The organism is Albimonas pacifica, assembly GCF_900113695.1.
In the GTDB taxonomy this organism is placed as follows: Bacteria; Pseudomonadota; Alphaproteobacteria; order Rhodobacterales; family Rhodobacteraceae; genus Albimonas; species Albimonas pacifica.
Window position 1 is genome coordinate 137973 of sequence record NZ_FOQH01000010.1, and the last position, 22347, is coordinate 160319.

The 22347-nt window shown below is 73.8% G+C and carries 26 protein-coding genes; 11 read left to right on the forward strand and 15 right to left on the reverse strand.

Annotated elements, in window-relative coordinates; genetic code table 11:
* Positions 1 to 6 precede the first annotated feature (6 nt).
* From BM064_RS20960 to BM064_RS20975, 4 genes are all read right to left on the reverse strand, one after another.
* Positions 7 to 438, reverse strand: a complete 432-nt coding sequence (locus tag BM064_RS20960) for a PaaI family thioesterase (protein ID WP_092863405.1) — start codon at positions 436 to 438, stop codon at positions 7 to 9.
* Between the two features lie 74 nt (positions 439 to 512).
* Entirely contained in the window at positions 513 to 1211 is a 699-nt protein-coding gene (gene pdeM / locus BM064_RS20965) for a ligase-associated DNA damage response endonuclease PdeM (protein ID WP_092863408.1), read from the reverse strand.
* Between the two features lie 162 nt (positions 1212 to 1373).
* Positions 1374 to 1907 carry a GNAT family N-acetyltransferase gene (locus BM064_RS20970; RefSeq protein WP_092863411.1) on the reverse strand — a complete coding sequence of 178 codons (534 nt, stop codon included), beginning with the start codon at positions 1905 to 1907 and terminating at the stop codon, positions 1374 to 1376.
* Positions 1907 to 2548: an MliC family protein gene (locus tag BM064_RS20975; RefSeq protein WP_092863414.1), complete on the reverse strand. Its 642-nt coding sequence runs from the start codon at positions 2546 to 2548 to the stop codon at positions 1907 to 1909. The genes BM064_RS20970 and BM064_RS20975 overlap by 1 nt, the downstream gene beginning before the upstream one ends.
* 274 nt (positions 2549 to 2822) lie before the next feature.
* On the opposite strand from BM064_RS20975, the gene dapA reads away from it, so the two are divergent.
* The 4 genes from dapA (at position 2823) to BM064_RS20995 (ending at position 5734) form a co-directional block, all read left to right on the forward strand.
* Positions 2823 to 3695, forward strand: a complete 873-nt coding sequence (gene dapA / locus BM064_RS20980) for a 4-hydroxy-tetrahydrodipicolinate synthase (protein ID WP_092863417.1) — start codon at positions 2823 to 2825, stop codon at positions 3693 to 3695.
* Between the two features lie 60 nt (positions 3696 to 3755).
* On the forward strand, positions 3756 to 4229 hold the full coding sequence (gene smpB, locus BM064_RS20985; protein WP_092863421.1) for an SsrA-binding protein SmpB: 474 nt from the start codon (positions 3756 to 3758) through the stop codon (positions 4227 to 4229).
* 119 nt (positions 4230 to 4348) lie between these two features.
* On the forward strand, positions 4349 to 5071 hold the full coding sequence (locus tag BM064_RS20990) for a GNAT family N-acetyltransferase (protein ID WP_092863424.1): 723 nt from the start codon (positions 4349 to 4351) through the stop codon (positions 5069 to 5071).
* Positions 5072 to 5110: 39 nt separating this feature from the next.
* On the forward strand, positions 5111 to 5734 hold the full coding sequence (locus tag BM064_RS20995) for a peroxidase-related enzyme (RefSeq protein WP_092863426.1): 624 nt from the start codon (positions 5111 to 5113) through the stop codon (positions 5732 to 5734).
* Here the strand turns inward: BM064_RS20995 and BM064_RS21000 are convergent.
* The 3 genes from BM064_RS21000 to BM064_RS21010 form a co-directional block, all read right to left on the reverse strand.
* Complete coding sequence (locus tag BM064_RS21000) at positions 5731 to 5949, reverse strand: hypothetical protein (RefSeq protein ID WP_092863429.1); 219 nt, start codon at positions 5947 to 5949, stop codon at positions 5731 to 5733. The two genes, BM064_RS20995 and BM064_RS21000, sit on opposite strands and share 4 nt — an antisense overlap.
* Before the next feature lie 111 nt (positions 5950 to 6060).
* On the reverse strand, positions 6061 to 6876 hold the full coding sequence (locus tag BM064_RS21005; RefSeq protein WP_092863755.1) for a ferredoxin--NADP reductase: 816 nt from the start codon (positions 6874 to 6876) through the stop codon (positions 6061 to 6063).
* A 173-nt stretch (positions 6877 to 7049) separates the two neighbouring features.
* Positions 7050 to 7634: a TetR/AcrR family transcriptional regulator gene (locus BM064_RS21010; protein WP_218161094.1), complete on the reverse strand. Its 585-nt coding sequence runs from the start codon at positions 7632 to 7634 to the stop codon at positions 7050 to 7052.
* Positions 7635 to 7752: 118 nt separating this feature from the next.
* Between BM064_RS21010 and BM064_RS21015 the strand changes: the two genes are divergently transcribed.
* Entirely contained in the window at positions 7753 to 8415 is a 663-nt protein-coding gene (locus tag BM064_RS21015) for a glutathione S-transferase family protein (RefSeq protein WP_092863432.1), read from the forward strand.
* A 109-nt stretch (positions 8416 to 8524) separates the two neighbouring features.
* Here BM064_RS21015 and BM064_RS21020 read toward each other — a convergent pair whose 3' ends face one another.
* Positions 8525 to 9409 (reverse strand): RNA polymerase factor sigma-32, encoded by an 885-nt coding sequence (locus tag BM064_RS21020; RefSeq protein ID WP_092863435.1) that lies wholly within the window; start codon positions 9407 to 9409, stop codon positions 8525 to 8527.
* A 275-nt stretch (positions 9410 to 9684) separates the two neighbouring features.
* Here BM064_RS21020 and BM064_RS21025 point away from each other — a divergent pair, with 275 nt between their 5' ends.
* Entirely contained in the window at positions 9685 to 10560 is an 876-nt protein-coding gene (locus BM064_RS21025) for a glutathione S-transferase (protein ID WP_245779237.1), read from the forward strand.
* 220 nt (positions 10561 to 10780) lie between these two features.
* On the opposite strand, the gene truA is transcribed toward BM064_RS21025, so the two are convergent.
* Complete coding sequence (truA, locus tag BM064_RS21030) at positions 10781 to 11527, reverse strand: tRNA pseudouridine(38-40) synthase TruA (RefSeq protein WP_092863440.1); 747 nt, start codon at positions 11525 to 11527, stop codon at positions 10781 to 10783.
* A 417-nt stretch (positions 11528 to 11944) separates the two neighbouring features.
* On the opposite strand from truA, the gene BM064_RS21035 reads away from it, so the two are divergent.
* From BM064_RS21035 to BM064_RS21045, 3 genes are all read left to right on the forward strand, one after another.
* Complete coding sequence (locus BM064_RS21035) at positions 11945 to 13372, forward strand: YcjX family GTP-binding protein (protein WP_245779238.1); 1428 nt, start codon at positions 11945 to 11947, stop codon at positions 13370 to 13372.
* Entirely contained in the window at positions 13369 to 14415 is a 1047-nt protein-coding gene (locus BM064_RS21040) for a YcjF family protein (protein ID WP_092863446.1), read from the forward strand. Before BM064_RS21035 ends, BM064_RS21040 begins: the two co-directional genes overlap by 4 nt.
* A 102-nt stretch (positions 14416 to 14517) precedes the next feature.
* Positions 14518 to 14994: a PaaI family thioesterase gene (locus BM064_RS21045; RefSeq protein ID WP_092863449.1), complete on the forward strand. Its 477-nt coding sequence runs from the start codon at positions 14518 to 14520 to the stop codon at positions 14992 to 14994.
* 21 nt (positions 14995 to 15015) lie between these two features.
* Here BM064_RS21045 and BM064_RS21050 read toward each other — a convergent pair whose 3' ends face one another.
* The 3 genes from BM064_RS21050 to leuD all read right to left on the reverse strand — a co-directional run bounded on the left by BM064_RS21050 (position 15016) and on the right by leuD (position 17677).
* Positions 15016 to 16200 carry an endonuclease/exonuclease/phosphatase family protein gene (locus tag BM064_RS21050; RefSeq protein WP_092863452.1) on the reverse strand — a complete coding sequence of 395 codons (1185 nt, stop codon included), beginning with the start codon at positions 16198 to 16200 and terminating at the stop codon, positions 15016 to 15018.
* On the reverse strand, positions 16197 to 16997 hold the full coding sequence (locus BM064_RS21055) for a hypothetical protein (protein ID WP_092863455.1): 801 nt from the start codon (positions 16995 to 16997) through the stop codon (positions 16197 to 16199). Before BM064_RS21055 ends, BM064_RS21050 begins: the two co-directional genes overlap by 4 nt.
* A 65-nt stretch (positions 16998 to 17062) precedes the next feature.
* Complete coding sequence (leuD, locus tag BM064_RS21060) at positions 17063 to 17677, reverse strand: 3-isopropylmalate dehydratase small subunit (RefSeq protein ID WP_092863458.1); 615 nt, start codon at positions 17675 to 17677, stop codon at positions 17063 to 17065.
* A gap of 139 nt (positions 17678 to 17816) precedes the next feature.
* On the opposite strand from leuD, the gene BM064_RS21065 reads away from it, so the two are divergent.
* Positions 17817 to 18632, forward strand: coding sequence for a calcium-binding protein (locus tag BM064_RS21065; RefSeq protein ID WP_177236355.1), 816 nt, complete (start codon positions 17817 to 17819; stop codon positions 18630 to 18632).
* A gap of 82 nt (positions 18633 to 18714) precedes the next feature.
* Here BM064_RS21065 and mdh read toward each other — a convergent pair whose 3' ends face one another.
* Entirely contained in the window at positions 18715 to 19677 is a 963-nt protein-coding gene (gene mdh, locus BM064_RS21070; protein WP_092863463.1) for a malate dehydrogenase, read from the reverse strand.
* Between the two features lie 166 nt (positions 19678 to 19843).
* Between mdh and BM064_RS21075 the strand changes: the two genes are divergently transcribed.
* Positions 19844 to 20620, forward strand: a complete 777-nt coding sequence (locus tag BM064_RS21075) for a sulfite exporter TauE/SafE family protein (RefSeq protein WP_092863465.1) — start codon at positions 19844 to 19846, stop codon at positions 20618 to 20620.
* A 133-nt stretch (positions 20621 to 20753) separates the two neighbouring features.
* Here BM064_RS21075 and BM064_RS21080 read toward each other — a convergent pair whose 3' ends face one another.
* Both BM064_RS21080 and truB read right to left on the reverse strand, forming a co-directional pair.
* On the reverse strand, positions 20754 to 21263 hold the full coding sequence (locus BM064_RS21080) for a fasciclin domain-containing protein (RefSeq protein WP_092863467.1): 510 nt from the start codon (positions 21261 to 21263) through the stop codon (positions 20754 to 20756).
* A gap of 164 nt (positions 21264 to 21427) precedes the next feature.
* A complete protein-coding gene (gene truB / locus BM064_RS21085; RefSeq protein WP_092863470.1) occupies positions 21428 to 22345 on the reverse strand; it encodes a tRNA pseudouridine(55) synthase TruB in 918 nt (305 codons plus the stop codon).
* Between the last annotated feature and the right edge of the window lie 2 nt (positions 22346 to 22347).

Here is a 22347-nt window from a genome sequence, read left to right on the forward strand (position 1 = left end):
GCCCGCTCAGACCACCGCCATCGAGCCGAGCATCAGCGCCACGACCTTCTCGCGCCCCCCGCTCAGCGCCGCCACCTCGCCGCGGGTGACGATCACCCGCCGCCCGGCGCGCTCGACGAAGCCGCGGGCGACCAGGCTCTCGCCGACGGCGGGGGCCAGCAGGTTGATCTTCATCTCGATGGTCACGATCCCCTGGCCCGGCTCGATCAGGGAATAGGCCGCCATCCCCTGGGCGTTGTCGCCCATGGCGAAGGCCAGCCCCGCATGGGCGTAGCCATGGTGCTGGGTGACGTTCGCCGAGATCGGCGCCCGCACGCTCACCGTCCCCGGCGCCATCTCGTCGAGCGTGATCTCCAGGTGCCGCATCATCGCGTTCGAGGCGAAGACCTCGCGGATCTGGCGATCCCACTCCGGGTTGCGCGGCGCGAAATCCGCCATCGTGGCTCCTCCCTGAAATCCGGTCCGCGCGCAGTTGAGCCGCCGCCGCGGCGCCCCGCAAGCCGGACGCAGGGTCAGCCGCGCAGCCGCTCCAGCGGCGCCGCCAGCACCCGCGCCCCCGCGAGCAGCGCGAGCCCCCCCGGCGCCGCCCGCCGCAGGGCCGGCGCGCCCACGTCCAGCCCGCCGGTGTAGCGCCCGAAGGCCGGCAGGATCAGCCGCGGCGGCGACAGCACGAAGCAGCGCCGCGCGCCGCCCCGCGTGCGCGCCTTGGGGTGGAAATGGCCCGAGAGCTCGCCGGCCTCCGGGCAGGCCTCCGCCGCCGCGTGGCGGAAGACCAGCGGGCCCTCGCGCAGCTCGGCCAGGTGCTCGCCCCCCAGCGCCACGGGGCCGGGATCGTGGTTGCCCTCGATCCAGATCCAGCGGCGGCCGGCCATCATCGCCGCCAGCCGCTCGGCCTGGGGGCTGGGCAGGGCGGCGGCCTCGAGGTCGTCGAAACTGTCGCCCAGGCAGACCACCGCGCGCGGGCCGGTGGCGGCGATCTCCCCCGCCAGCCGGTCCAGCGTCTCGAGCGTCTCGTAGGGCGGCAGCAGGGTCCCGCCGCGGCGGGCGATGCGCTCCGACTTGCCCAGGTGCAGGTCCGAGACCGTCAGCACCCCCCGCTCCGGCCACCACAGCGCGCCCGAGGGCCGCGCCTCCAGCCGTGCGCCGGCGAGCTTGAAGGCCAGCGCGCCGGAGGCCGGCGCAGGATCGGGGCGGGGCGGGGCGAGGGTCATGGCGCGGAAGTTAGCGGAATGTTCCCGCCCGCGGAAGACGCCCCGCGTGGGAAGGCGCCGGGCGGGACGCGGCGCGCTCCCCCCCCGCGGCGGGTCCAGCGCCGGGGGCGGGGCGAGGCCCCGGGTCGGGCCCGGGGCGCCCCTGGTGCGCCGGGCGGGCGGTCAGGAGAGGGCCTTGCCCATGCGGATCACCGGGACCGGGACGCCGCCGGGGGTCTCGGCCTCGAAGCGTTCGATCACCTCCCAGCCGCAGGCGCGGTAGAGGGGCGCACCGGAGAGCGTGGCCACCAGCTCGCCGCGGCGGAAGCCCTCGGCGGCCGCGGCGCTCTCGGCGGCGGCGAGGATCAGGCGCCCGACGCCGCGGCGGGCGGCGGCGGGGTCGGTGTACATCGCCCGCACCCGCGCGGGCTCGGCCGCGGGGTCCAGCAGCCCCGAGTCGCGCCCCGCCGTGTGGTCGCCCCCGAACAGGGTCCGCCGCCGGCTCCAGCCGCCGCAGCCCAGCGGCGCCCCGTCCTCCTCGGCCACGAAATAGGTGCCGTCGGCGATCAGCTCGGGGTCCATGCCCATGATCGCGTGACTGGCGGCGACCTGCTCGGCGGTCAGGAAATCGGTCTGCAGCGCGTCGATCGCCCGGCGCATCAGCTCGGTCAGGGCGGGACGGTCGGCCTCGGTCGCGAGGCGCAGCGCGATCGCCATCAGCCGATTTCCTCGATCCGGCAGGTCATCGTCTCGCGCCCCGGGATCGTGAGCATCGCCTCGTCGCCCTTGGTCCACAGCTCGTAGTCGCCGTCCCACGAGGTTCCCACATAGCGCACGCCCGAGGCCGCCATCGCCTGCTCCAGCGCCACGGTCGCGTCCATCCACTGGATCGCGGCCATGCCGGGATCGGTCACGGCCCAGGCGAAGCCGACGCCCACCGCCCAGCCCTCGCAGTCCAGCGCCATCGGCCCGCCGGAGATGCCGGCGTCGTCGTCCTGGCGGGCGTCGAAATAGCCCTGGCGCAGCTCCAGGATGCGGATCATCGACTCCCCCGCCGTGCAGGCGATCTTCGCCGCGTCCTCCGGCCCCGCCTTCCAGCAGTCGTTGCGGCCCTTGATCCAGCCGCGCTGGTATGCGGCGAGCTGCTTCGCGCGGCCCTCGTCCATGTGCGGCCCGTTGCGGGCGAGGCCGTAGAGCCGCGCCACCTCCCGGTCCAGCGCGGCGAGACGCTCGTCGGCGCAGATCAGCGTCTCGACCTCGTGCTCGGCCTTGGCGCAGTCGAAGGAGGGGTCCGCGGCCGAGGCCGGGGCGCCCGGCAGGGCGGCGAGGAACGGCAGGGCGAGGGACAGGGCGCGCATGGGGAACCTCCCGGACGGATGGGACAGGGCGACCATGCCCCGGCGGCGCAGGGCGCGCCAGCCCCCGCGCAGCGGCGCGGAGCGGGCGCCGGCGCCACGGCCGGCGAATCGCGTCCGAATCCCGCCTGCGCGCGCTTGCCGGGCGTCCCCGGCGCGCATAGTGTCCCGGCCCGCCCGAACCGGCTCGCGATGCGCGCGAGTCGGCTGTCGGGCCACGCATGCATTCCGCCGCTCAACCCATCGCGGCGGGGACGACTCGATACAGGAGCGCGACATGTTCAAGGGGTCCATCACCGCCCTCGTGACGCCGTTCAAGAACGGCAAGGTGGATGAGGCCGCGCTCAAGAAACTGGTCGAGTGGCAGATCGCCGAGGGCTCGCACGGGCTGGTCCCGGTGGGCACCACGGGCGAGTCCCCCACGCTGACCCACGAGGAGCACCGCCGCGTCATCTCGATCGTGATCGAGACCGCCGCCGGCCGGGTTCCCGTGATCGCCGGCGCGGGGTCGAACAACACCGCCGAGGCGGTGGGCTTCTGCCAGCATGCGCAGAGCGCGGGCGCCGACGCGGTCCTCGTGGTCACGCCCTACTACAACAAGCCCTCCCAGCGCGGCCTGATCGCCCATTTCGCGGCGCTCCACGACGCCTGCACCCTGCCGATCGTGATCTACAACATCCCGCCCCGCTCGGTGGTGGACATGCTGCCGGAGACGATGGGCGAGCTCGCCAAGCTGCCGCGGATCGTGGGGGTGAAGGACGCGACCGGCGACCTCGCGCGGGTCTCGAAGCAGCGGCTGAGCTGCGGCAAGGACTTCATCCAGCTCTCGGGCGAGGACGGCACGGCGCTGGGCTTCAACGCCCAGGGCGGGGTGGGCTGCATCTCGGTGACCGCCAACGTGGCCCCGAAGCTCTGCGCCCAGTTCCAGGAGGCGACGCTGGCCGGCGACTACCGCACGGCGCTGGAGATCCAGGACCGCCTGATGCCGCTCCACATCGCCCTCTTCCGCGAACCGAACCCCTGCGGCCCCAAGTATGCGCTCTCGCTGCTGGGGGTCTGCGAGGAGGAGGTCCGCCTGCCGATGGTCGCCCCCACCGAGGCCACCCGCGCCGAGGTGAAGGCCGCCATGGAGCATGCCGGCCTGATCTGAGATCCCGAAAACCAGCCGGCCCCTCTGGAACGGGGGGCCGGACGACCCAGGTAGGAGCCCATGGCCCAGAAATCCGATCCCAACTCGAAGCTGATCGCCGAGAACCGTCGCGCGCGCTTCGACTACGCCATCGAGGAGGACTTCGAGGCCGGGATCGTGCTGCAGGGCTCGGAGGTGAAGGCGCTGCGCCACGCGCAGGCCAACATCGCGGAGAGCTACGCCTCGGTCGAGGACGGGGAGCTGTGGCTGATCAACAGCTACATCGCCCCCTACGGCCAGGCCGACAAGTTCGGCCACGAGGAGCGCCGGCGGCGCAAGCTGCTGGTCTCGAAGCGCGAGCTGTCGCGGCTGTGGAACGAGACCCGGCGCGGCGGCATGACCATCGTGCCCCTGCGGATGTATTTCAACGACCGCGGCATCGCCAAGCTGCGGCTCGGGATCGCCAAGGGCAAGAAGACCGTCGACAAGCGCGAGACGCAGAAGCAGCGGGACTGGAACCGCGACAAGCAGCGGCTGCTCAAGCAGCACGGCTGAGCCGGTGGGGGGCGCGCGCCCTGCCCGCGCCCCGGCCCGGCCGGCGCTCCCCGCCCGCCCACCCTCGCGCCGACCGGGCCGGGGCGCGGGCAGGGCGCGGGAATGGGAGGGACGAGGGCATGAACTTTCCGGACGAAACCCGCCTGATGCAGGCGCTGGAGGCGACCTGGCCGCCGGTCTCGAGCGACGCCGAGGCGGCGCCCGGCTGGCGGCTGCGCGACGGGGCGGGCGGGGGCAAGCGGGTCTCGGCCGCGGTCTCCACCGGCTCGGACGACGTCGAGGCGCTGGCCGCCGCGATGCGCGCGCGCGGAGAGGTTCCGCTGGTGCAGGTCCCCGGCTCCGCCGCCGCGCTGGACGCGAAGCTCGCGGCCGCGGGCTGGGAGGTGGTCGACCCCACCGTCCTGATGGTCGGCGAGGCGGAGGCGCTGGCGAAGCTGGAACTCGGCAAGCATGTGCGCGCGGTCCCCGTGGGCGTGCGCCTGGCGCTGCTCAACGAGATCTGGACCGCCGGCGGCGTCGGGCCCGAGCGGCGCGCCGTCATGGCCCGCTGCCAGGGGCCGCATACCCAGATCATGGTCCGCTCCGACGACCGGGTGACGGGCGTGGCCCATGTCGCCGTCGACGGCGACGTCGCCATGCTGCACGCGGTCGAGGTGCGCAGCTCCCACCGCCGCCAGGGGGCGGGGCGCGGCGCGCTGGCCGGGGCGGCGCGCTTCGCGCTCGACCTCGGCGCGGCCTGGGTGGCGCTGGCGGTGACCGAGGCGAACGCCCCGGCCCGAGCGCTCTACGAAGGCGCGGGCATGGAAACCGTGGCGCGCTACCACTACCGTCAGGGAAAATGACGGGGGCCGTCCCGGTCCCCCGCACGGGAGGACCCGAGGATGGCCAAGGCCGCGAAGAAAGCCCCGAAGAAGAAAGCCGCGAAGACGTCCGCCGCGAAGGCCCCCGGCCCGACCGCGCTGGACCTGCCGCCGGTCGACCCGCTCCCCGAGGACGTCGCGAAATACTTCGCCGTCTGCGAGGAGAAGCTGGGCATGGTTCCCAACGTGCTGGCCGCCTACGCCTTCGCGCCCGAGAAGCTGCGCGCCTTCTCGGGCATGTACAACGACCTGATGCTGGCGCCCTCGGGCCTGACGAAGCTGGAGCGGGAGATGATCGCGGTGGCGGTCAGCGCCGTGAACCGCTGCTTCTACTGCCTGACCGCCCATGGCGCGGCGGTCCGGCAGCTGTCGGGCGATCCGAAGCTGGGCGAAGCGCTGGCGATGAACTGGCGCGCGGCCGACCTCGCCCCCCGCCAGGTCGCCATGCTGAGCTTCGCCGAGAAGATGACGACCGAGTCCCACCGCATCGTCGAGGCCGACCGCGAGGCGCTGCGCGGCGCCGGCTTCTCCGACGCCGACATCTGGGACATCGCGGCGACGGCGAGCTTCTTCAACATGTCCAACCGCATGGCCAGCGCCGTCGACATGCGCCCGAACGACGAATACCACGCGCAACACCGCTAGGCGGGCAGGGGAGCGGCCACCTGGCGGGTCGTTCCATCCGCGAAGACGTGGGCGCGGGCCGCGACGCGGGCGCCGGGCGGGAAGGCCCAGCGCTCGCCCTCTGGCGCGGGGCCGAGGATGCGAAAGGCGCCGTCGGGCAGCGGCTGCGCCGCGACCGGGCGCCAGACCGGCGTTCCCTCGTCCAGCAGCGGCATCAGCAGGGTGATCTCGGACACGGGGCGTCTCGCGGCTTTCGGGAACGCCCAGGATCATTACCGGCGAGGGCTGGAAATGGAAGGGCCCCGCGGATCGCTCCGCAGGGCCCTTTCGCACACGGGGCCGAGGCGTCAGCCGACGAAGGCGCGCTCGACCACGAATTCGGCGGGGCGGTTGTTGGCGCCCTCGGTCAGGCCATAGCCCTCGAGCGCGGCCTTGGTGTCCTTGAGCATCGCCATAGAGCCGCAGATCATGCCGCGGTCGGTCGCGGGGTCGATCGGCGGCACGCCCAGCATCTCGAACAGCTTGCCCGAGGCCATCAGGTCGGTCTGGCGGCCCATGACGTCCGTCGTCTCGCGGGTGGTCGAGGAGAACAGGCGCAGCTTCTTCGAGGCTTCCTCGCCCACCAGCTCGTCGCCGCGGGTCGCCTCGACCAGCTCCTGGCCATAGGTCAGTTCGGCGGCGTCGCGGCAGGTGTGCAGGAGGATCACGTCCTCGAACTTCTCATAGGTCTCGGGGTCGCGGATCACGCTGGCGAAAGGCGCGATGCCGGTGCCGGTCGAGAACATCCACAGCCGCTTGCCCGGGATCAGCGCGTCCAGCACCAGCGTCCCGGTCGGCTTCTTGCGGAACCACACCGTGTCGCCGACCTGGATCTTCTGCAGCTCGGAGGTCAGGGGCCCGTCCGGCACCTTGATCGAGTAAAATTCCAATTCCTCGTCCCAGGAGGGCGAGGCGATGGAATAGGCGCGCCACACGGGCTTCTCGCCCGGCAGGCCGATCATCACGAACTCGCCCGAGCGGAAGCGGAAGCTCGGCGGGCGCGACAGGCGGAACTTGAACAGCCGGTCGGTGTAGTGCTTCACCGACAGAACCGTTTCGGCGAAGGCCGAGGCGGGGCACTCGAATTCCTGGGCGGCCGAGCCGGCCCGAACTTCCTGCTGCATCGCACGCATCCCGCTTTCCTCCGGTCAGCTCGGTCCTAACAGCGCTGCGCGCGCGCCGCCATCGGGCAGGCGCGCGCAGGGTCTCGTCGCTAGTTGGCGCATCGCAACATCGATTGGAAGGGGTTTCACAATCACGATTGCGCCGCGGATTTATTTCACAGTCTCTGGAGGGACTATCGCCCGCCGCGTCCCGCCTGCATCCAGCCCCCGATCAGCGCGGCCAGCATCCGCTTCAGCGCGCGCCCGAATTCCGCTTGCGGAACCGCGAGCTGGCGCAGCACGGCGCCGACCATGGCGTCGACCAGCTCGGCCGCCCGCAGGTCCGGCGCGGGCACGCCCGCGGCGCGCAGGGCGAGCTCCGGCGCGCGGCGCCAGGCCGCAAGCCAGGCCTCCACCGCGGGCCGGTGGCGGGGGTCGCGGGCGGCGGCGAGCAGCGCCTCGCAGCAGGCGGCGTGGCGGTCGCGATTCGTCTCCAGCTCGCGCTCGTAATGGGCGGCGACGGCGGCGATCCAGGCGGGCAGGTCGAAGGCCTCGGCCTGGAGTCGCAGGGCGAAGGCCTCGGCCCGCGCCGTCTCCTGCGCCACCGCGTAGGCCATGGCGGCGGCGGCGAGGTCGTCGCGTCGCCGGTGCCGGTGGGTGACCGCGCCCAGCGAGACGCCGGCCTCCGCCGCCACCGCGCGGTGGGTCAGGGACTCGAGCCCGCGGCGCCCGATCACGCGCAGCGCCGCCTCCATCTGCGGATCGGCCTCCGCGCTCACGCGCCCCGCTCCCGGCTTGACCGGTGGGCCGCGCAGGCCGTATTCCAGAACAAATGTTCCGTCATGCGAGTCGTTCGTTCCGTTTTCAGCGGGCCGGACGGCCTTTGGAGGGCCGACGATGCCTGTCTACCGTCTCCATCACTTCCCCGAATCCGGGAACAGCTACAAGCTCGCCCTGATGCTCAGCCTCTGCGGCCAGTCGTTCGAGCCGGTCTGGACCGACTTCGCCGCCGGCGTCACCCGCACGCCCGAGTGGCGCGCCACGGTCAACGAGATGGGCGAGATCCCGGTGCTGGAGGAGGACGGCCGCAAGCTGACCCAGACCGCGCCGATCCTGCTGCGCCTCGCCGACCGCTTCGGCCTCTACGGCCCGCAGACGGAGGAGGAGCGCTTCGAGATCCTGCGCTGGCTGTTCTGGGACAATCACAAGCTGACCGGAAACCTCGCCCCCTACCGCTTCCTGCGCGCCTTCGTCGAGGCGCCCGATCCCGCCGACCTGCGCTTCCTGGGCAGGCGGCTGCGCGACGTGCTGGGGGTGCTGGAGGCGCGGCTGGCGGCGAGCCCGTTCCTCGCCCTGCCGCGGGCGACGGTCGCCGACGTCTCCGCCTGCGGCTACGTCATCCATTCGGCGCAGGAGCACGGCTTCGACTGGGCCCGCAGCCACCCGGCGGTGGCCGCCTGGCTGGACCGGATCCGGGCGCTGCCGGGCTGGCGAGCCCCCTACGACCTGCTGCCGGGCCCGCGGATGCCCCTGCTGGACCCCGCCCGGCTGGAGGGCTGAAGTCCCTGGATCCGCAGGGAAAACCCACCCCCCAAAACGCGCGACGACCGCGGACGGCATTCCGCGGTCGTCGGCAGTCGGGGCGGCGCCGCCGGAGAGGCGCCGCGGGTCAGAAGGTGGACGCGAGGTCCTTGGGCGCGTCGCCTAGCGTATCCTCGAGCCGGCGGCGCATCTTGCGCAGGGCCTGGCTCTCGAGCTGGCGGACCCGCTCCTTGGAGAGGCCGAGCTTGCCGCCGAGGCTCTCCAGCGTCTCCGGATCGTCCTCGATCTTGCGGGCCACGATGATCATCCGCTCGCGGTCCGTCAGCGCGGTCATCGCGTCGGCGATCCAGCCGCGGGCGGCCTGCAGGTCATGCTCGCGGCCGACGGTGGCCTCGGGGTTCGGCGAGTCGTCCTCGAGCGTCTCGAGCCACTCGCGCCCCTCGTCGCCGGCCTGCTGGGCGTTGAGCGAGAAGTCGGAGCCGGCCAGCCGGCCCTCCATCATCTCCACGTCCCGCAGGGGGGCGCCCAGGTCCTCGGCGATGCGGCGGCGGATCTCGTCGCCGGACATGTGGTCGCCGAGCGCCTCGGACTCCCGCTCCAGCCGGGCGCGGACCCGGCGCATGTTGAAGAACAGCGACTTCTGGGACGAGGTCGAGCCGGTGCGCACCATCGACCAGTTGCGCATCACGTAGTCCTGGATCGAGGCCTTGATCCACCACACGGCGTAGGTCGAGAAGCGGACCCCGCGGTCGGGATCGAACTTCTCGGCCGCCTTCATCAGGCCCACGCCGGCTTCCTGCGTCAGGTCGGCCATCGGCGCGCCGTAGCGGCGGTATTTCGCGGCCATCGAAACGGCCAGTCTCATGTAGGCGGTGACCAGGCGGTGCAGGGCGGCCTCGTCGCCATGGTCTCGCCAGCGGCGGGCGAGCTCCAGCTCGGTTTCGGCGTCGAGAAGTTCCGCGCTCATCGCGGTCTGGGTGAGTGCGCTCGCGTTCCTGCCGTCGAGTGCCATTTTAATCTCCTGTTGATCGGCCGGCTGTTCGACGCGCCCGGCCTTCGACCTCTCAAGTCGTGTCACCCGTTTACGGCGTCCCTGTGGCGACGGATCACTTGGTTGCGGCCTGGAATGGATTTGGTCCCTGAGAATCGCGGCGCCGGGGTTTCCGCCCTGCGGATCGCGCCCCGCGCCGCGGTCGCTTCGGGGCCCCCGCGCAGAGGGGCGCGCGACGCGCTTGGCGGCCTGCGCGGGCCGGGGCATGCTCCGTCGCGGACCCGGGGAGGATTTCCATGGAACTTTCGATCATCGACCGCAGATATTCGAGCTGGTCGCTGCGCGCCTGGCTGGCGATCGAGCTGGTCGGCGCGCCCTGCACGGTGCGCGCCGCCCCCAAGGGCTCGGAGGCGTTCGCCCGGCTGCGCGAGGACAATTTTCCGGCCCTGACGGTGCCGGTCCTGCGCTTCGACGACGGCGCCATGGCGTGGGAAAGTCTTTCGATCATCGAAGAACTTGCGACGCGTTTCTCAGACGCGGGCTTATGGCCGGAGGCGCCCGCGGCCCGCGCCGCCGCCCGCTCGCTGGCCGGGGAGATGCACGCGGGCTTCCAGGCCCTGCGCGCCGCCTGCCCGATGAACCTGGAGCGGCGCTACGCGGGCTTCGAGCCCTCGGTCGCGGTGCTCGAGGACGTGGCCCGGATCGAGACGCTCTGGACCTGGGCGGCGGAGCGCTTCGGCGGCGAGGGGCCCTGGCTTTTCGGCCCGCGGCCCTGCGCGGCGGACCTGATGTTCGCGCCCGTGATCACGCGGTTCGTGACCTACGGACTGGGGGAGTCGGAGGTCACCGCGCGCCTGCAGGAGACGCTCTACGCCTGGGGGCCGTTCCGGCGCTGGCGGGCGATGGGCGTGGCGGAAAAAAGGCGAATCGAGGAGTACGAGATGGATCTGCCGGAGGCCCGGCGATTCGGTCCCGCCCCCCGCGTCGCCCGGGCCGCCCCGCCGGAGGCGACGGCGGTGAACGCGGCCTGCCCCTATTCGGGCCGCCCGGTCGCGGCGGATTCGCTGGCCGAGATCGAGGGGCGGGTGATCGGCTTCTGCAACCCGTTCTGCCGGGACAAGTCGGTGGCCGACGCCGACGCCTGGCCGAAGCTGGCCCCGCTGCTGGCGTGAGCCGCCCGCGCGCCGGCGGGGGCTGCGCGCCTCCGGCAGCGTTGCCGTTGCGCGCCTCCGGCTGCGTTGCAGATGCGCGCCTCCGGCCGCGTTGCAGATGCGCGCCTCCGGCAACGTTGCAGATGCGCGCCTCCGGCAGCGTTGCCGTTGCGCGCCTCCGGCGCGGCGGGGGCGGGCGAACGGCCCGCCCGCCCACCCCCGTCCGCCCGCCCCCGAGGCCTCAGGCGTCGGGATAGATGACCCGGGTCAGGTAGAGCCCGTCGGGCGGCGCCACGGGCCCGCAGGCGGCGCGGTCGCGGGCCTCGAGCGCCTCCTGCACGCGCTCGGGCGTCCAGGCGCCGGCGCCGACCCGCTCCAGCGTGCCGACCAGGCTGCGCACCTGGTTGTGCAGGAAGCTCCGCGCGCGCAGGTGGAAGGCGACGCCCTCCGCCGTCGCCTCGACCTCCAGCGCGTCCAGGGTCTTCACCGGCGACTTCGCCTGGCAGAGCGTGGAGCGGAAGGTGGTGAAGTCGTGCCGCCCCACCAGCCGCCCCGCCGCCTCGCGCATCGCCGCGAGGTCCAGAGGCCCGGGAACCCGCCAGGCGAGCCCCTTGCTCAGCGTCAGCGGCGCCCGGCGCACGGCGACGCGGTAGGTGTAGCGCCGCTCGACCGCGTCGAAGCGGGCGTGGAAGTCGTCGGCGACCCGCTCGGCCCCGATCACCGCCACCGGCGCGGGCTTGAGGTGCCAGTTCACCGCCTCCGCGAGGCGGAACGGCGCCCAGTCCTTCGCCATGTCGCAATGGCAGACCTGCCCGGTGGCGTGCACGCCGGCGTCGGTGCGCCCGGCGCCGCCGATGCCCGGCGCCTCCGGCTCCAGCCGCCGCAGGGCCGTCTCGATGGCCTCCTGCACCGACGGCTGGTCGGCCTGGCGCTGCCAGCCCGCGAAGGGCCCGCCGTCGTATTCCACCGTGAGCTTGTAGCGAGGCATGCCCGCCTCATGCCCCGCGCCCCCGCCCGACGCAAGCGCCCCCCGGCCCCACGCGCCGCCGGGAGCGCCTGTTCTCCGGAGCCGTCCATCGCGGATGCCGATCAGAGCGACTCGGGGGGAGCGGTCAAGGATCGCGAAGCGACCCGGCGAAGCCGGGCTTGTCCTTGACCGCCCCCCCGAGTCGCTCAGGCATCGGACGCGATGGACGGCTCCGGAGAACAGGCGCGGGCGCTCTTGTTCTTGGGTGAGTCAGGAGCCCGCCGGAGGCTCCGACCTTCGCCGATCCGACGCCCCGCCCCCCGGCCGCGCGACGCAGCCAAGCCCGCCCGCAGGGCGCCTGCAGACCGCCCGCCCCCTCCCGACATCCGCCGATCCGCCCTATATCGACCCGGACACGAGGGGAAAGGGCCGCCAGTCTTGGGCATTTTCGACATCGCCGACGATCTCTCCCGCTGGGTCGAGGACGCGCAGGAGGGCCTCAGCGGCCTGACCGAGCCGACCCTGCGCCTGGGCGTCACCGGCCTGTCGCGGGCCGGCAAGACGGTGTTCATCACCTCGCTGGTCGCGAACCTGCTGGACCGCGGCCGGATGCTGCATCTCGAGGCGCAGGCCGAGGGGCGGATCCTCGCCGCCGCCCTGCGCCCCGGCCCGGACCGCGAGACCCCGCGCTTCGACTTCGAGGGCCACCGCGCCGCCCTGCTGGGGCCCGAACCGCACTGGCCGAGCTCGACGCGCAACGTCTCCACGCTCAGGGTCAGCTTCCGCACCCGGCCTGGCGGCCTGCTGGGAAGCCTCACCGGCCCCGGCGCCCTGCACCTCGACATCACCGACTACCCGGGCGAGTGGCTGCTGGACCTGCCCCTGATGTCCCAGTCCTACGCCGAGTGGTCCGCCAAGGCGCTGGCCGAGGCGGAGGAGCCCGCGCGCGCGCCCCATGCCGGAGAGTGGCTGCGCCTCGCCCACGACCTCGCCGGGAAGCCCTTCGAGGAGACGGACGCCCGCGCCCTCTCCGCCGCCTTCACCGCCTATCTCGACGCCTGCCGCGAGGCGGGGCTGTCGGGCCTCGCCCCCGGCCGCTTCCTGATGCCGGGAGAGCTGGAGGGCTCGCCCGCGCTGGCCTTCGCGCCCCTGCCGCCGGGGCCGCGCAAGGGCCTGCGCAGCGAACTCGACCGACGGTTCGAGGCCTACAAGCGCGCCGTGGTGCGCCCGTTCTTCCGCGACCATTTCGCGAAGATCGACCGGCAGGTGGTGCTGGTGGACCTGCTCTCGGCCCTCGACGCCGGCCCGGCCGCCGTCGAGGACCTGCGCCGGGCGCTGCCGAAGATCCTGGAGGCGTTCCGGCCGGGCGAGCGGTCGTGGCTCGCGCCCCTGCTGGGCCGGCGCATCGACCGGATCCTGTTCGCCGCCACCAAGGCCGACCACATCCACCACACCCAGCACGACCGCCTGACCGCGATCCTGCGCGCCCTGCTGCGCGAGGCCGAGGACCGCGCCGCCTTCAAGGGCGCCAAGACCCGCGCCATGGCCGTCGCGGCGATCCGCGCCACGACCGAGCAGGAGGTGATGCGCGACGGCCGGGCGCTGCCCTGCGTGCGCGGAACCCTGGCCGAGACCGGCCGGGAGGCCGCCCTCTTCCCCGGCGACCTGCCCGAAAGCCCCTCGGAAGTGCTGGAGGCGGCCCGCCACGGGACCGAACGCGGCCACGATCCCGCGCGCGGCTGGCTGGAGGGCGGCTTCCGCGCCATGACCTTCTCCCCCCCGAAGCTGAGCCTGAAGCCCGGCGACGGCCCCCCCCATGTGCGGCTCGATCGCGCCGCCCAGTTCCTGCTGGGAGACAAGCTGTGACCGAGACGCCCCCCCGCCGCGGCCCCCTGCTGATCGAGGACGACGACCCCGCGCTCGCCGCCCCCGCCCCCTCGCCCGAGGAGACGCCCCCCTGGGACGCGCCCCAGGGCGAGGCGATGACCCGCGCGACCTCGATCGCCGCGGCGAAGGGCTCCGGTCCCGGGCCGCTGGGGGTGTTCCTGGCCTCGGCGGGCGGGTTCCTGGGCGTCTTCGTCACCGTCGCCGCCGTCGACTGGGTGCGCGGGCTGATCGAGACGAACCCCGCCGTCGGCCTCGCCGCCGCCGTGCTGGGGATCGTGGCGCTGGGCGCGCTGGTGATGCTGCTGGGGCGCGAGACCTGGGCGCTGATCCGGCTGGGCCGCATCGACGCAGCCCGCACCGAGGCCGAGCGCGCCCTGCGCGAGGCCGACCGCGACCGCGCGGCGGCGGCGGTGGACCGGCTGGCCCGCCTCTACGCCCCGCGCCGGGACCTGGAATGGGCCTCCCAGCGGGTGCGCGAGCGGCGCGCCGAGATGATCGACGCCGAGGGCCTGCTGACGCTGGCCGAGCGGGAGTGGCTGACGCCCCTCGACGCCGAGGCCCGCAGGGTGGCCGAGAAGGCCGCCCGCCAGGTCGCCACCGCCACGGCGCTGGTGCCGATCCCGGCGGCGGACGTGCTGGCGGCGCTGTCGCTGAACCTGCGCATGATCCGCCGCATCGCCGAGATCTACGGCGGGCGCGGCGGCGCGCTGGGCGCCTGGCGGCTGTTCCGCGCGGTGGCCGCCCACCTGGTCGCCACCGGCGCCGTCGCCGCGGGGGACGACCTGCTGGGCCCGGTGCTGGGCGGGGGCGTGCTGGCCAAGCTCTCGCGCCGCTTCGGCGAGGGGCTGGTGAACGGCGCCCTGACCGCCCGCGTGGGCGTGGCGGCGATCGAGGTCTGCCGGCCGCTGCCCTTCGCCGCCCTGCCGGCGCCGAAGGCCCGCAACCTGGTCGCGCGCTCGCTGGGCGACCTCGCCACCGGCGGGCGCAAGCCCGAGACGGCGGAGCGCGGGCCGGGCGCCTGAGGCCCCGCCGCGCGCCGGCGGGCCCACGCGCCCTCTGGAAATCCGGGGCGGAATGCGTCTACCTGCCGACTGGCAGACAAGAACACCAAGGGAGACGCGCGGATGGACGGGGCCGAGAGCGAGAAGGCGACGCCGACGGAGCGCACGGGGCTTCAGACCGTGACCGAGGGCGAGTTCGCCGGCTGGAAGATCCTGCCGCGCGATACGTTCGAGTACAATCACTGCGGCCCGTTCTACTCGCGCCGGCATCCCGACGGCTCGATCGAATGCGCGTTCAAGGTCGACCGGCGGCACCGCAACGGCCTGGGCATGGTGCATGGCGGCGTGCTGATGACCTTCGCCGACCACGCGCTGTTCCACTTCGCCCAGGAGCATCTGCGCGACGCCGCCGGCGCGGTGACGGCGACCTTCAACTCCGAGTTCCTGGGCTCGGCGCGGGAGGGCGACGTGGTGCGGGCGACGGGCGAGGTGACGCGGGCCGGCCGCTCGATCGTCTTCGTGCGGGGCATCCTGACCGCGAACGACGAGCCGTGCCTGGCCTTCTCGGCGGCGCTGAAGAAGGTGGGGCGGAAGGGCTGAGGGCCCCGCCCCGGGCCCGGCTCAGCGCAGGTCCACCCAGACCAGCCGGTGGTCGGAGGAGACGGGGCGGCGGCCGGGCTCGACCCAGGCCGCGCGCGGATCCTCGGGCGCGGGCCAGAACACGCCGGCGCCGGCGACCTCGAGGTCGCGGGTCGGCAGCACGAAATCCACCCGCAGGTTGCCCGGCCCCCGCGCGTCCCGCCAGTCGGCGGTGTCGAGCGCGGGGTCGCCGCGCTGGCCCGCGTTGGCCCCGCCCTGGGCCTGCGCGGCCGCGGCGCCGCCGGGGCTGCGGGGGCGGGGGTCCTGCAGGCGCGGGTGGTCGAGCAGGGCGCCGATCCCCTCGCGCCGGCCGTCGCCGTCCATCGGGTCGGCGTTGAGGTCGCCCAGCACCACCGCCGAGGCGCCCTCGGGCAGCGCGCCGGCGCGGCCGGCGTCGTCGACCATCCAGCCCTCGCCCGAGAGATAGTCGGCCCAGAAGCGGATCTCGTCGTGATTGCGCCGGCCGTTGCGGTCCTCGGGGCCGTCGAAGACCGGCGGGGTCGGGTGGCTCGCCAGCAGGTGCAGGCGGCGGCCGTCGGGCAGGATCGCGGGCAGGTCCCAGTGGGACTTGGAGGAGAGGCGCAGGCGGGCGGGCGCCCCGGCGGGATAGGCCTCGGCCGGCAGCAGCGCGCCCGGCATCGCCGCCCAGGGCAGGCGGCGGAAGGTGCGCGCGGCGGAGACGTCGAGCGGCAGGCGCGAGAGCACCGCCATCCCGTACTGGCCGGCGAAGCGGCCCCAGCCCTGGGCGTCGTCCGGCCCCCGCGCCGCGCCGTCGCCGTCGAGGTCGAGCCCGCTGGGCACGCCGGTGTTGGGCGGGGCCGAGAAGCGGTGCGGGTAGGCGAGGCCGGGGGGGCCGTCCTCGACCCCCGCCTCCAGCAGGTCGGCGAGCGCGGCGAGGGCCAGGCCCTCGGGATCGTGGTCGAGCTCCTGCACCAGCAGCACGTCGGGGCGCACGGTCAGCAGGATGCGCGCGACGGCGAGCGCCTGGTCTTGGCGCTCGGCCACCGCCTTCCAGGCGAGCCCGGCGCCGGCGCGGCTGAGGGAGGCGTTGAAGGTCGCCACCCGGACCGAGCCGGGCGCGGGCGGGGGCGGCCAGTCCTCGGCCGCGGGGGCCGCGGCGGGGGCGGCGGCCAGCGCCGCCGTCAGCAGGGCGGCGCGCAGGCTCATCCCCGGCGGTCCGGCCCGAGCCCGCCGTCGCGGCGCAGGCGGCGCGCGAGCTTCAGGAGCGCCACGCCCCGCAGCGCCATCGCGCCCGGCGCCGCGGCCCAGAGCGTCGCCGACCAGACCAGCGCGAGGGGCGAGATCTCGACCCCCGGCGCCAGCAGCGCCACCGCGAAGCCGCCGACCACCAGCATGGCGAAGAGCGTGCCCGCGGCGGTGACCAGCACCTGCGCGCCCAGCAGGCGCAGCCGCGGGGCGCCGCGGTCGTCGCGCTCGACGTCGAAGGTGGGCAGGTTGACCAGCAGGTTCATCCGCTCGCCCGCCCGCGGCCAGGCGCCGAACCAGATCGCCGCGCCGAAGGCCAGGGTGCAGGCCAGCGCCACGCAGAAGGCGGTGGCGGCGGCGTATTCCACCGCCGGGTCGGGGGCGGGGGCGGAGGCGCGGGTGAAGATGTCGGCCGCCATGCGCACCGGGCTGAAGGGGAAGTCCATCGCCGCGCCGAAGCCCGCGAAGGTGGCCGCCAGCGGCCCCGGCCCGTCGGCGAAGCTGACGCAGGCGGTGGTGGCGAGCAGGGTCAGCGCCGCCAGCGCGAAGCGCAGGCGGTTGATCGGCGGGGCGAAGCGGAAGTCGATCAGCGCCGGCGTGCGGGCCCCGTACTCGACCAGCACGTAGAGGCCGGCGGCGGCCGCGAGCACCAGGCCCGCGGTGCGCGAGTCGCCCCCGCCGGGGGCGGAGGTCAGCAACAGGGCGGGCACGGCCGCGATGGCGGCCGCCAGCACGGCCCGCAGGCCGGCGTCGCGCACCTGTCCGTGGGAGAGGCGGGGCCAGGAGATCCCGCCCGACTCTCCCAGGCGCCCGAAGAGGCGCCTCAGCCGGCGGCGAGCCAGGGCTGCGCCGCGCGGGCGCGCGTCTCGTATGCGTCGATGGACGACGCCTTCTCCATGGTCAGGCCGATGTCGTCGAGGCCTTCCAGCAGGCAGCGCTTGCGGAACGGATCGACCTCGAAGGCGATCTCGCCGCCGTCGGGGCCGTTGATCACCTGGTTCTCCAGGTCGACGGTCAGCACGGCGTTGGCGCCGCGCTGGGCGTCGTCCATCAGCTTGTCGACCTCTTCCTGCGGCAGCACGATCGGGAGGATCCCGTTCTTGAAGCAGTTGTTGAAGAAGATGTCGGCGAAGCTGGGCGCGATCACGCAGCGGATGCCGAAGTCGAGCAGGGCCCAGGGCGCATGTTCGCGCGAGGAGCCGCAGCCGAAGTTCTCGCCGGCGACCAGGATCTGGGCGTTGCGGTAGGCGGGCTTGTTGAGCACGAAGTCGGGGTTCTCGTTCCCGTCGGCGTCGTAGCGCATCTCGTCGAAGAGGCCCTTGCCCAGGCCGGTGCGCTTGATGGTCTTCAGGTACTGCTTGGGGATGATCATGTCGGTGTCGACATTGACGATCGGCAGGGGCGCGGCGACGCCCTCGAGTTTCGTGAACTTGTCCATCGGCTGGCGCTCCTCGTACGGCTGCCTTCGGGTAGCGCAAGGGGGGGCGGGAGGCAAGCGGGAGGCGGACGCCGCTGGCCTATGCGCGCCATTCGGCCGATGGTGGGGCAGGCAGTCGCGTCAACAGGGGGATCGGCGTATGGCACGGAAACGGACGGTGGGCACGGAGGCGGGCGAGACGCTGATCGGCGACGACGATCTGCGCAACCTGATCCTGGGCCTGGGCGGCGGCGACACGCTGCACGGCGGCTCGCGCCGGGACAAGCTCGAGGGCGGCTTCGGGCGCGACCTTCTGCAGGGCTACAAGGCGGACGACCGGCTGGAGGGGGGGCCGGGCGTCGACACCGCCTACGGCTATCGCGGCGACGACGTCGCCTGGGGCGGGAACGGGACCGACTTCCTGTTCGGCGGCCTGGGCCGCGACGTGCTCGCCGGCGGGCGGCGCGACGACTTTCTCTACGGCGAGCAGGGCGGCGACGGCCTGTTCGGCGGGCGCGGCGACGACCGGCTGTTCGGCGGCCGCGGCGACGACGGCCTGTGGGGCGGCGAGGGCGACGACCGGCTGGTGGTCGAGGCCGGCAGCTACGACGACCTGATCGGAGGCGAGGGTGCTGACGTGTTCGTGATCCGCGGCGTCGGCCAGGGCGGCCAGCGCGTCGCGGCCGAGACCACGGTCCGGGACTTCGCCGCCGAGGAGGACGTCCTGCGCATCGGCGGCCGGGACGGGCCCGCGGTCGAGCGCATCGTCGTCGAGCGGGTCGCGCTCGGCCGCGACGGGCTGGAGGACGACGTCCGCCTGCGGCTCTTCGCCGACGGCTCGGCCAACGGGACGGCGGCGGATCTCGACCTGCTGATCCGCAATCTCGACGCCGAGACGCTCGTCGCCCGCCTGGACGATCTGCTGAGGCTGGGGGGCGCCGCCGCGGAGGCGGAGATCGACCTCTCGCTGCTCTAGCGGCCGCGGGGCGGAGCCCGAAACGCGAACGCCCCCGCCCGGTCTCCCGGGCGGGGGCGCTTTCAGACGCTGCGAGGCGCGATCAGGCGAGCGAGCCGTCGATGCCCTTGCAGGCCTCGACCAGGCCCTTCACGGCCTCGATCGACTTGTCGAGCATCGCCTTCTCGGACTTGTCGAGCTCGATCTCCACGATCTTCTCGATGCCCTTGGCGCCGATCACGGTGGGCACGCCCACATACATGTCGTCGAGCCCGTAGGCGCCGTCCACGTTCGCCGCGCAGGGCAGGACGCGCTTCTGGTCCTTGAGGTAGCTCTCGGCCATGGCGATGGCGGAGGCGGCGGGGGCGTAGAAGGCCGAGCCGGTCTTCAGCAGGCCGACGATCTCGGCGCCGCCGTCGCGGGTGCGCTGCACGATGGCGTCCAGCTTCTCCTGCGTGGTCCAGCCCATCTTCACCAGGTCGGGCAGCGGGATGCCGCCGACGGTGGAGTAACGGGTCAGCGGCACCATGGTGTCGCCGTGGCCGCCCAGCACGAAGGCGGTGACGTCCTTCACGGACACCCCGAACTCCTCGGCCAGGAAGTAGCGGAAGCGCGCGGAGTCGAGCACGCCGGCCATGCCGACGACCTTCTCCTTGGGCAGGCCCGAGAACTTCTGCAGCGCCCAGACCATCGCGTCGAGCGGGTTGGTGATGCAGATCACGAAGGCGTTCGGCGCGTTCGCCGCGATGCCCTCGCCCACGGACTTCATGACCTTGAGGTTGATGCCCAGCAGGTCGTCGCGCGACATGCCCGGCTTGCGCGGCACGCCGGCGGTGACGATGCACACGTCCGCGCCCGCGATGGCGGCGTAGTCGTTGGCGCCGGTCAGGGCGCTGTCGAAGCCGTCGACCGGCGAGCTCTCGGCGATGTCGAGCGCCTTGCCCTGCGGCGTGCCCTCGGCGATGTCGAAGAGGACGACGTCCCCCAGTTCCTTCAGCCCGACGAGGTGGGCGAGGGTGCCGCCGATCTGGCCGGCGCCGATCAGGGCGATCTTGGGTCTGGACATCTTGCGATCTCTCCCGCGAATGGTGTCATCCGGGGCTCGGGGCTACTCCGTTCCGGGCGCTGCCGCAAGCGCGAACGAAACTTGCGCGGCGCGGGCGCGGGCCGGCCGCCGCCGGCGCCGGCCGATTTCACGCCCCGCCTCAGCGGTTTCACGCGAAAGGATCCCCATGACCGTCGACCCGTTCGATCCGCTTTTCCTCGCCGCCGCTGCGCCTGCGGTGCTGGTGGCGGGGATCTCGAAGGGCGGATTCGGGGGCGGGGCGGGCTTCGCGGCGACCCCGATCATGGCGCTGGTCCTGCCGCCGGAAGTCGCCGTGGGGGTGATGCTGCCGCTGCTGTGCGTGATGGACCTGACGGGGCTGCGCGCCTACCGGGGCCGGTGGAGCTGGCCCGACGCGCGCGCGCTGATGGCCGGCGCCGTGCCCGGGATCGCGCTGGGGGCGGCGGTCGTGACGCTGATTCCCACCGACGGGCTGCGCCTGCTGATCGGGCTGATCGCGCTGGGGTTCCTCGCCTTCCAGCTCGCCCGGGCGCGGGGCTGGATGGCGGGCGGCGGCGGGCGGCCCTATTCCGGCGCGCGGGGCGGCTTCTGGGGGGCGGTCTGCGGCTTCACCAGCTTCGCCAGCCACGCCGGCGGGCCGCCGGCGGCGATCTACCTGCTGGGCCGGGGGCTGGAGAAGACCACCTACCAGGCGACCACGGTGATCCTGTTCTGGTGGGTCAACATCGTGAAGCTGGGGCCCTACTGGGCGGTGGGCCTGTTCGGCCAGGGCCAGCCGATGGCGGCGCTGGCGCTGGCCCCGCTGGCGGTGCTGGGCTTCCTCGCCGGGGTCTGGGCCCATACCCACGTGCCGGAGCGGTGGTATTTCCGGGTGCTCTACGCCCTGCTGGCGATCACCGGGACCAAGCTGGTCTTCGACGGCGCGACCGGCCTGCTGGGCTGAGCGGCCGGGAGCGGAGATCGGGGGGCCGGATGCGGACGGCCCCCCGCCCCTTCCGACCGGATGGCATGGACGGAAGGGGACGCCCGGGGTCCGGAGCGAGGAATCGGACCCCGGGCGAGGCGACCGGCCCGGGTCAGGACGCCGGGACGATCACCGTGTCGATCACGTGGATCACGCCGTTCGAGGCCTCGATGTCGGCCATGGTCACGGTCGCGCCGTTCACCCTCACCGCGTCGCCCTCGATGGCGATGGTCACGTCGTCGCCCGAGACGGTGGTCGCCGTCATCCCGTCGGAGAGGTCGGAGGACATCACCGCCGCCGGGATCACGTGGTAGGTCAGCACCGCGGTCAGCGCCTCGGGGTCGGCGAGCAGGTCTTCGAGGACGCCCTCGGGCAGGGCCTCGAAGGCGGCGTCGGTGGGGGCGAAGACGGTGAACGGACCCTCGCCCGACAGGGTCTCGACGAGGCCCGCCTCCTGCACGGCGGCGACGAGGGTGGTGAAGTTCCCGTTCTCCTGGGCGATCTCGACGATGGTCTTCTTGGCGGCGTGGGAGTCGGCCCAGGCGGCGGTGGCGGCGACGCCGGCCAGGGCGGCGGCGGCCAGCGCCAGGGAAGTGCGGGCGGCGGGAAGGGTGCGGAACATGGGGGGCTCCTTTCGCTTGCGTCCGGGACGCCGTCATCGACGTCTCGGATCCCTCTACGAAGCCCCAAGCCCATGGGATCACGACGTAAAAATTCGCGTGAGGCTCTTGTCCCGCCGCTGCCGAAGACTAGCGCGCGCCCGCCGTGGCGCGGGACGGCGGGGCGTCAGCCCTCGCGCACGAAGACGCGATTGGGTTTGACCCGGCCGCCTTCCCAGACGCCCACCGCGACGGCCTCGCCCCCGCGCGAGGCCCAGCAGGGCGCTCCCCAGGCCAGGCCCTCGGGGGCATGGACGGCGGCGCCGAGGCGGCCCTGGCGCAGGTCGGCGACGGCCTGTTCGCTCACCCGCACCTCGGGCAGGTCGGCGAGGCCGATCTCGAGCGGCGCGAGGGGCGCCGTCTCGGGCGCGTCGCGGAGCGAGTCCAGGTCCGCGAAGGCGATCTTCGCGTCCTCGACCCGGAACGGGCCCGCGAAGGTGCGGCGCAGGGCGGCCACGTGCCCGTGGCATCCCAGCGCCTCGCCAAGGTCGCGGGCGATGGAGCGGACGTAGCCGCCCTTGCCGCAGACCATCTCCAGCTCGGCATGGTCGGGGTCGGGGCGGGCGACCAGCTCCAGGCGCGAGACATGCAGCGGCCGGGCGGCCAGCTCCATGGTCTCGCCGTCGCGGGCGATGTCGTAGGCGCGCTCGCCGTCGACCTTCACGGCCGAGAACTGGGGGGGGACCTGCTGGATGTCGCCGCGGAAGGGCGCGAGCGCGGCGCGGATCTCGTCGTCGGTGGGGCGGAGGTCGGAGGTCTGGACCACCGGCCCCTCGCGGTCGTCGGTGGTGGTGCGCTGGCCGAGGCGGACGGTGAAGCGGTAGCCCTTCTCGCTGTCGGTCACGAAGGGCACGGTCTTGGTCGCCTCGCCGAAGGCCACGGCGAGGACGCCGGTCGCCAGCGGGTCGAGCGTGCCCGCGTGGCCCGCCTTCTTCGCCTGCAGCGCCCAGCGGGCCTTGGAGACCACCTCGGTCGAGCCCACGCCCAGCGGCTTGTCGATGATCAGCCAGCCGTGGACGTCGCGGCCGTTCCTGCGCCGGCCCATGG

What these genes read in the sequence shown, in the direction of transcription:
- mdh (WP_092863463.1), bottom strand. Translation starts at nt 19,677, where the DNA reads ATGTCCAGACCCAAGATCGCCCTGATCGGCGCCGGCCAGATCGGCGGC.
- BM064_RS21075 (WP_092863465.1), top strand. Translation starts at nt 19,844, where the DNA reads ATGACCGTCGACCCGTTCGATCCGCTTTTCCTCGCCGCCGCTGCGCCT.
- BM064_RS20970 (WP_092863411.1), bottom strand. Translation starts at nt 1,907, where the DNA reads ATGGCGATCGCGCTGCGCCTCGCGACCGAGGCCGACCGTCCCGCCCTG.
- BM064_RS20995 (WP_092863426.1), top strand. Translation starts at nt 5,111, where the DNA reads ATGGCCAAGGCCGCGAAGAAAGCCCCGAAGAAGAAAGCCGCGAAGACG.
- BM064_RS21015 (WP_092863432.1), top strand. Translation starts at nt 7,753, where the DNA reads ATGCCTGTCTACCGTCTCCATCACTTCCCCGAATCCGGGAACAGCTAC.
- pdeM (WP_092863408.1), bottom strand. Translation starts at nt 1,211, where the DNA reads ATGACCCTCGCCCCGCCCCGCCCCGATCCTGCGCCGGCCTCCGGCGCG.
- truA (WP_092863440.1), bottom strand. Translation starts at nt 11,527, where the DNA reads ATGCCTCGCTACAAGCTCACGGTGGAATACGACGGCGGGCCCTTCGCG.
- BM064_RS21045 (WP_092863449.1), top strand. Translation starts at nt 14,518, where the DNA reads ATGGACGGGGCCGAGAGCGAGAAGGCGACGCCGACGGAGCGCACGGGG.
- BM064_RS21025 (WP_245779237.1), top strand. Translation starts at nt 9,685, where the DNA reads ATGGAACTTTCGATCATCGACCGCAGATATTCGAGCTGGTCGCTGCGC.
- truB (WP_092863470.1), bottom strand. Translation starts at nt 22,345, where the DNA reads ATGGGCCGGCGCAGGAACGGCCGCGACGTCCACGGCTGGCTGATCATC.
- BM064_RS20990 (WP_092863424.1), top strand. Translation starts at nt 4,349, where the DNA reads ATGAACTTTCCGGACGAAACCCGCCTGATGCAGGCGCTGGAGGCGACC.
- BM064_RS20975 (WP_092863414.1), bottom strand. Translation starts at nt 2,548, where the DNA reads ATGCGCGCCCTGTCCCTCGCCCTGCCGTTCCTCGCCGCCCTGCCGGGC.
- BM064_RS21005 (WP_092863755.1), bottom strand. Translation starts at nt 6,876, where the DNA reads ATGCAGCAGGAAGTTCGGGCCGGCTCGGCCGCCCAGGAATTCGAGTGC.
- smpB (WP_092863421.1), top strand. Translation starts at nt 3,756, where the DNA reads ATGGCCCAGAAATCCGATCCCAACTCGAAGCTGATCGCCGAGAACCGT.
- dapA (WP_092863417.1), top strand. Translation starts at nt 2,823, where the DNA reads ATGTTCAAGGGGTCCATCACCGCCCTCGTGACGCCGTTCAAGAACGGC.
- leuD (WP_092863458.1), bottom strand. Translation starts at nt 17,677, where the DNA reads ATGGACAAGTTCACGAAACTCGAGGGCGTCGCCGCGCCCCTGCCGATC.
- BM064_RS21065 (WP_177236355.1), top strand. Translation starts at nt 17,817, where the DNA reads ATGGCACGGAAACGGACGGTGGGCACGGAGGCGGGCGAGACGCTGATC.
- BM064_RS21020 (WP_092863435.1), bottom strand. Translation starts at nt 9,409, where the DNA reads ATGGCACTCGACGGCAGGAACGCGAGCGCACTCACCCAGACCGCGATG.
- BM064_RS21080 (WP_092863467.1), bottom strand. Translation starts at nt 21,263, where the DNA reads ATGTTCCGCACCCTTCCCGCCGCCCGCACTTCCCTGGCGCTGGCCGCC.
- BM064_RS20960 (WP_092863405.1), bottom strand. Translation starts at nt 438, where the DNA reads ATGGCGGATTTCGCGCCGCGCAACCCGGAGTGGGATCGCCAGATCCGC.
- BM064_RS21050 (WP_092863452.1), bottom strand. Translation starts at nt 16,200, where the DNA reads ATGAGCCTGCGCGCCGCCCTGCTGACGGCGGCGCTGGCCGCCGCCCCC.